Here is a 6235-nt window from a genome sequence, read left to right on the forward strand (position 1 = left end):
AGGACAGCGAACCAAAGAAAGAAGGAAAGAGTCATGCAACTCAATCCCGCAGAAATTTCTGAACTCATCAAGAGCCGCATCGAAGGTCTGGCTGCCAGCAGCGATATCCGCAATCAGGGTACCGTGGTGTCCGTGTCGGACGGTATCGTGCGCGTTCACGGCCTGTCGGACGTGATGCAAGGTGAAATGCTTGAGTTCCCCGCCACCAAGGACGGTCAACCTTCCTACGGTCTGGCTCTGAACCTCGAGCGCGACTCCGTCGGCGCCGTGATTCTGGGTGAGTACGAACACATCTCGGAAGGCGACACCGTCAAGTGCACGGGCCGCATTCTGGAAGTGCCCGTCGGCCCTGAGCTGATTGGCCGCGTGGTGAATGCTCTGGGCCAGCCGATCGACGGCAAGGGACCCATCAACGCCAAGCTCACCGACGTGATCGAAAAGGTCGCTCCGGGCGTGATCGCCCGTAAATCGGTGGACCAACCCCTGCAGACCGGCCTGAAGTCCATCGACTCCATGGTGCCCGTGGGCCGTGGCCAGCGCGAGCTGATCATTGGTGACCGCCAGACCGGCAAGACGGCCGTGGCCATCGACGCCATCATTGCCCAGAAGGGCCAGGGCGTGACCTGTATCTACGTCGCCATCGGTCAGAAGGCTTCGTCGATCAAGAACGTCGTGCGCGCACTGGAACAAGCCGGTGCGATGGACTACACGATCGTGGTGGCCGCATCGGCCTCCGAATCGGCCGCCATGCAGTACGTGTCGGCCTACTCGGGTTGCACGATGGGCGAATACTTCCGCGACCGTGGCGAAGACGCTCTGATCGTGTATGACGACCTGTCCAAGCAAGCCGTGGCTTACCGCCAAGTGTCGCTGCTGCTGCGCCGCCCACCAGGCCGTGAAGCCTATCCTGGCGACGTGTTCTATCTCCACAGCCGTCTGCTCGAACGCGCAGCCCGCGTGAACGCCGACTACGTCGAAGCCTTCACCAAGGGTGAAGTCAAGGGCAAGACGGGTTCGCTGACGGCTCTGCCGATCATCGAAACGCAAGCTGGCGACGTGTCCGCTTTTGTGCCTACCAACGTGATCTCGATCACGGACGGCCAGATCTTCCTGGAGACCAGCCTGTTCAACGCCGGTATCCGCCCCGCCATCAACGCCGGTATCTCGGTGTCGCGCGTCGGTGGTGCTGCCCAGACGAAGCTGGTGAAGAACCTGTCCGGTGGTATCCGTACCGACCTGGCCCAGTACCGTGAACTGGCTGCGTTCGCGCAGTTCGCTTCCGATCTGGACGAAGCCACCCGCAAGCAGCTGGATCGCGGTGCCCGCGTGACCGAACTGCTCAAGCAGGCACAGTACAGCCCGCTGTCCATCTCGTTGATGGCCTCTACGCTGTTTGCTGTGAACAAGGGCTTCATGGACGACATCGATGTCAAGAAGGTTCTCGACTTCGAACACGGCCTGCACCAGTTCCTGAAAACCAGCCACGCCGCTCTGCTGGCCAAGCTGGAACAGGCCAAGGCCATGGACAAGGACGCAGAAGCCGAATTGACCGCTGCCATCGGCGCGTTCAAGAAGTCGTTCGCTTAAACCGGACGAGGAGCCATCATGGCAGCAGGCAAGGAAATACGCGGCAAGATCAAATCGGTGGAAAACACCAAGAAGATCACCAAAGCCATGGAAATGGTGGCTGCATCCAAAATGCGCAAGGCGCAGGAACGGATGCGGGCTGCCCGCCCTTACAGCGAGAAGATCCGCAACATTGCAGCCAATCTCGGCCACGCCAATCCGGAATACGTGCATCCGTTCATGAAAGTGAACGATGCCAAGACGGCGGGCGTGATCGTGGTGACGACCGACAAAGGCCTCTGTGGTGGCATGAACACCAACGTGTTGCGCGTCGTGACGTCCAAGCTGCGTGAGCTGCAGGGTGCTGGCGTGTCCACCGAGGCGGTTGCCATCGGCAACAAGGGCCTGGGTTTTCTGAACCGTGTCGGCGCCAAGGTGGTTTCGCACGTGACGGGTCTGGGCGACACACCCCATCTGGACAAGCTGATCGGCCCCGTGAAGGTGCTGCTCGATGCGTATGCAGAAGGCAAGATCAACGCGGTGTACCTGAGCTACACCAAGTTCATCAACACCATGAAGCAGGAGTCAGTGGTGGAGCAGCTGCTCCCTCTGTCGTCCGCGCAGATGCAGGCCGAGAAGACCGAACATGGCTGGGACTACATCTACGAGCCCGATGCACAGACCGTGATCGACGATCTGCTGGTCCGCTATGTCGAGTCCCTGATCTACCAGGCCGTTGCGGAAAACATGGCGTCCGAGCAGTCGGCACGCATGGTGGCCATGAAGGCTGCCACCGACAACGCCGGCAGCGTCATTGGCGAGTTGAAGCTGGTCTACAACAAGACGCGCCAAGCAGCGATCACGAAAGAACTTTCGGAAATCGTATCCGGCGCCGCAGCTGTGTAAGCGGCTCAACCAACATCTAAATTGGAGCGAAAAATGGCTCAAGTGCAAGGCAAGATTGTTCAATGTATCGGCGCTGTGGTGGACGTTGAGTTCCCGCGCGACCAGATGCCCAAGATTTACGACGCTCTGAAGCTCGACGGCTCGACCCTGACGCTGGAAGTGCAGCAGCAGCTGGGCGACGGCGTGGTGCGTACCATTGCGCTGGGGTCTTCCGACGGCCTGCGCCGCGGCATCATGGTGACCAACACCCACGCGCCGATCACAGTGCCCGTGGGCAAGGCCACGCTGGGCCGCATCATGGACGTGCTGGGCGCGCCCATCGACGAACGTGGTCCTGTCAGCCAGGAACTGACGGCATCCATCCACCGCAAGGCCCCTGCGTACGACGAGCTGTCGCCTTCGCAAGAGTTGCTGGAAACCGGCATCAAGGTGATCGACTTGGTCTGCCCGTTCGCCAAGGGCGGCAAGGTGGGTCTGTTCGGTGGCGCCGGTGTGGGCAAGACCGTGAACATGATGGAACTCATCAACAACATCGCCAAGGCCCACAGCGGTCTGTCGGTGTTCGCTGGTGTGGGCGAGCGTACCCGCGAAGGGAACGACTTCTATCACGAAATGGCCGATTCCGGCGTGGTGAACCTGGAGAAGCTCGAAGAGTCCAAGGTTGCCATGGTGTATGGCCAGATGAACGAGCCCCCAGGCAACCGTCTGCGCGTGGCGCTGACCGGCCTGACCATCGCCGAGTCGTTCCGCGACGAAGGCCGTGACGTGCTGTTCTTCGTGGACAACATCTACCGCTACACCCTGGCCGGTACCGAAGTGTCCGCCCTGCTGGGCCGTATGCCTTCCGCCGTGGGCTATCAGCCTACGCTGGCTGAAGAAATGGGCCGTCTGCAAGAACGTATCACCTCGACCAAGGTGGGTTCGATCACTTCCATCCAGGCCGTTTACGTGCCTGCCGATGACTTGACCGATCCATCGCCTGCCACGACGTTTGCCCACTTGGATTCCACCGTGGTGCTGTCGCGTGACATCGCTTCGCTGGGTATCTACCCTGCCGTGGACCCTCTGGACTCCACCAGCCGCCAGCTGGACCCGAACGTCGTGGGTGAAGACCACTACGCCACGGCCCGTGCGGTGCAAGGCACGCTGCAGCGCTACAAGGAACTGCGCGACATCATTGCCATTCTGGGCATGGACGAACTGGCTCCTGAAGACAAGCTGGCCGTGGCCCGCGCGCGCAAGATCCAGCGTTTCCTGTCGCAGCCTTTCCACGTGGCCGAAGTGTTCACGGGCTCGCCAGGCAAGTACGTTCCACTGTCGGAAACCATCCGTGGTTTCAAGATGATTGTGGCCGGCGAATGCGATCACCTGCCAGAACAAGCTTTCTACATGGTGGGTACCATTGACGAAGCCTTCGAAAAGGCCAAGAAGGTGGCCTGATTGCCCGGCGGCTGAGCAGCCCTGTGCTGCCCGGCCATCCTGAGCAATTCAGCAACCCCTCTTTTCCTAGGAGCAATGATGAACACCATCCACGTTGATGTGGTCAGTGCCGAAGAGTCCATCTTCTCCGGTGAAGCGCGTTTCGTGGCGCTGCCTGGTGAAGCTGGCGAGTTGGGCATCTATCCCCGCCACACCCCGCTGATCACCCGTATCAAGCCGGGCTCGGTGCGCATCGAAATGGCTGACGGTTCCGAAGAGTTTGTCTTCGTGGCCGGTGGCATTCTGGAAGTGCAGCCCAACTGCGTGACCGTGTTGTCCGATACCGCCATCCGTGGCAAAGACCTGGACGACGAGAAGGCCAATGCCGCCAAGGCCTCTGCTGAGGAAGCCCTGAAGAATGCCAAGAGCGAGATCGACCTGGCCAAGGCCCAGTCTGAACTGGCCGTGATGGCTGCGCAGATTGCAGCGCTTCGCAAGTTTCGCCAGAAGAAGTGACTCTGGACCTTGCGGATCTGCCCAAAAAAACCCGGCCATGCCGGGTTTTTTTTATGCCCGCTTCGTGCAAAAGACGTGAGCTACGTGAGGCGACCGTGGAGTGACTCAAGGCAAAGGCAACGCTGGGGATGCTTCCACCAGACGGATCTGTAAACCTTCACAGGCCACGGAGAGCTCATTCCCCGTATCCGCCTGAAGCAGCAGGCGGCTGGCCAGAAAGGCGCGCGCTACGGCCAGCGAGCGTACGCCAAACGACAGTGATTCAATCCGCAGATGGCGTCCGGGAACCAGCTCCAGGGAGATGTCGGGCGTGAGCGCAATCGAATGCCCGGAGGGCGCGCCGGCGAGCGCTCGCCATTGGCGCCCGAGTGTCTCGATATCTGGTGTGCCCATGCGTATGGCGTGCAGTCCAATGATCCCCAGAGGGCCACCCTCACGGTGCAGCAGGGCCTGCCGATGTTGCGCACGGCGGTGTACCGGCGTGGCAGCTTCTGACCAGGGATAGATGGCTGCGTGCGGGTCCCATTCGCAAAAGAACACGCAGCAGCTGGGGGCGGACAGGTCGAGCAGCACCGCATTGGTGAAATTTGTGACCAGCTCGCCCTGGGTGTTCTCGGACTGGAAGGTGCGGGGAGGCTTGTTGGTGATGCCTGCCTCATTCACCCCCCCGAGACTTTCTGACAAGGGCTGGGCCGGCTCCAATGCAAAACCGTGGATCAGGGGCGGTTGCGCATGGGCGGGAAGATCGCTATTGGAGGTGGCTGCCCAAAACTCCAGGTCCGTGTTGCCCGCATGGACCCAACCGTACGTGGCGAAATCGGTGCGCTGCAAGGGCCAGGCGACGGGCAGGCCAAAGGTCTCGCTGAAGCGCCTGAACAAAGGCTCGACCGCGTCGAGCCGCAGCATGACATGGTCAACGGAGCGGTAGCTGGAAGGCATCTTGGTGTTCGGGGTTGGTGGCGAGACTATTGTCCGGGCATCCCCGTTGGATGGGGCCTTTTGAATTGCAACCCACGGCCCCATGCAAAAAAAGGCCGGGGCCCCTCACGGGACCCCGGCCTTTTTGGCGTCTGCAATCACCCGCCCCATGCGCAATGCATGGAGCCTTGGGAATTACATGGCGCTGAATTCGCCCGAAGGGATCTGGCCAGTGCGCAGGGCTTCAGCAGCCTGGGCACGCACCGCAGCGCGGTCAGCGGTGGACTTGTAGGTCACCACACGCGAGCCAGCAGGCTCGATGGAGCGGGTCTGTGCCACGGTAGCGGCTTCAGCAGCCACTTCAGCACGGGTGCGGTTCGTGTCGAACTTGGTTGCAAATTGCGAAGCATCGGCTTCGTCAGCCTGGGCACCGAAAGAAGCGAAAGCAGCCACGGCGGCGATAGAGAGGAAACGTGCGGTGTTGTTCATGGTGAAACTCCAGTGAAATTCAAAAAATGGGGACGAGGTAATTGGGAATACGAAAACGTGTGAACCGTGGATTCAACAAGAATCAACCACGCTCACCCGAAGGGATCTGGCCGGTGCGCACGGCATCCGCAGCCTGGCTGCGCACAGCAGCGCGGTCCAGCGGTGGACTTGTAGGTCACCACACGCGAACCAGCAGGCTCGATGGAGCGGGTCTGTGCCACGGTAGCGGCTTCAGCAGCCACTTCAGCGCGGGTGCGGTTCGTGTCGAACTTGGTGGCGAACTGCGAAGCATCGGCTTCGTCAGCCTGGGCACCGAAGGAAGCGAAAGCGGCCACAGCGGCGATGGAGAGGAAACGTGCGGTGTTGTTCATGATGAAAATCCTTGAAGTTAAAAAAGCGGCTCAAAAAACCGGAACAAAGA

The 6235-nt window shown here is 60.6% G+C and carries 6 protein-coding genes and 1 pseudogene; 4 read left to right on the forward strand and 3 right to left on the reverse strand.

Translation table 11 applies throughout. The features are described from left to right. Positions 1-33: 33 nt before the first annotated feature. The 4 genes from atpA to ARADN35_RS0125290 all read left to right on the forward strand — a co-directional run bounded on the left by atpA (position 34) and on the right by ARADN35_RS0125290 (position 4407). Positions 34-1587 (forward strand): F0F1 ATP synthase subunit alpha, encoded by a 1554-nt coding sequence (gene atpA / locus ARADN35_RS0125275; protein WP_010467229.1) that lies wholly within the window; start codon positions 34-36, stop codon positions 1585-1587. 18 nt (positions 1588-1605) lie between these two features. Continuing rightward, the gene (atpG, locus tag ARADN35_RS0125280; RefSeq protein WP_010467230.1) at positions 1606-2472 is read left to right on the forward strand and encodes a F0F1 ATP synthase subunit gamma; all 867 of its coding nucleotides are present in this window, start codon (positions 1606-1608) and stop codon (positions 2470-2472) included. 33 nt (positions 2473-2505) lie between these two features. Further along, positions 2506-3912: a F0F1 ATP synthase subunit beta gene (gene atpD / locus ARADN35_RS0125285; protein WP_010467231.1), complete on the forward strand. Its 1407-nt coding sequence runs from the start codon at positions 2506-2508 to the stop codon at positions 3910-3912. Positions 3913-3990: 78 nt separating this feature from the next. Further along, a complete protein-coding gene (locus ARADN35_RS0125290; RefSeq protein WP_010467232.1) occupies positions 3991-4407 on the forward strand; it encodes a F0F1 ATP synthase subunit epsilon in 417 nt (138 codons plus the stop codon). 105 nt (positions 4408-4512) lie between these two features. Here ARADN35_RS0125290 and ARADN35_RS0125295 read toward each other — a convergent pair whose 3' ends face one another. The 3 genes and pseudogenes from ARADN35_RS0125295 to ARADN35_RS26810 all read right to left on the reverse strand — a co-directional run bounded on the left by ARADN35_RS0125295 (position 4513) and on the right by ARADN35_RS26810 (position 6185). Next, positions 4513-5313, reverse strand: coding sequence for a hypothetical protein (locus ARADN35_RS0125295; protein ID WP_244265948.1), 801 nt, complete (start codon positions 5311-5313; stop codon positions 4513-4515). A gap of 207 nt (positions 5314-5520) precedes the next feature. Continuing rightward, a complete protein-coding gene (locus ARADN35_RS0125300) occupies positions 5521-5814 on the reverse strand; it encodes a hypothetical protein (protein ID WP_010467234.1) in 294 nt (97 codons plus the stop codon). A gap of 82 nt (positions 5815-5896) precedes the next feature. Next, positions 5897-6185: pseudogene (locus tag ARADN35_RS26810) on the reverse strand (DUF4148 domain-containing protein). Positions 6186-6235 lie beyond the last annotated feature (50 nt).

The sequence above is a fragment of the Acidovorax radicis N35 genome (assembly GCF_000204195.1).
In the GTDB taxonomy this organism is placed as follows: domain Bacteria; phylum Pseudomonadota; class Gammaproteobacteria; order Burkholderiales; family Burkholderiaceae_C; genus Acidovorax; species Acidovorax radicis.

Coding starts and splice junctions, on each gene's coding strand:
- atpG (WP_010467230.1), top strand. CDS start 1,606: ATGGCAGCAGGCAAGGAAATACGCGGCAAGATCAAATCGGTGGAAAAC.
- ARADN35_RS0125295 (WP_244265948.1), bottom strand. CDS start 5,313: ATGCTGCGGCTCGACGCGGTCGAGCCTTTGTTCAGGCGCTTCAGCGAG.
- ARADN35_RS0125300 (WP_010467234.1), bottom strand. CDS start 5,814: ATGAACAACACCGCACGTTTCCTCTCTATCGCCGCCGTGGCTGCTTTC.
- atpA (WP_010467229.1), top strand. CDS start 34: ATGCAACTCAATCCCGCAGAAATTTCTGAACTCATCAAGAGCCGCATC.
- atpD (WP_010467231.1), top strand. CDS start 2,506: ATGGCTCAAGTGCAAGGCAAGATTGTTCAATGTATCGGCGCTGTGGTG.
- ARADN35_RS0125290 (WP_010467232.1), top strand. CDS start 3,991: ATGAACACCATCCACGTTGATGTGGTCAGTGCCGAAGAGTCCATCTTC.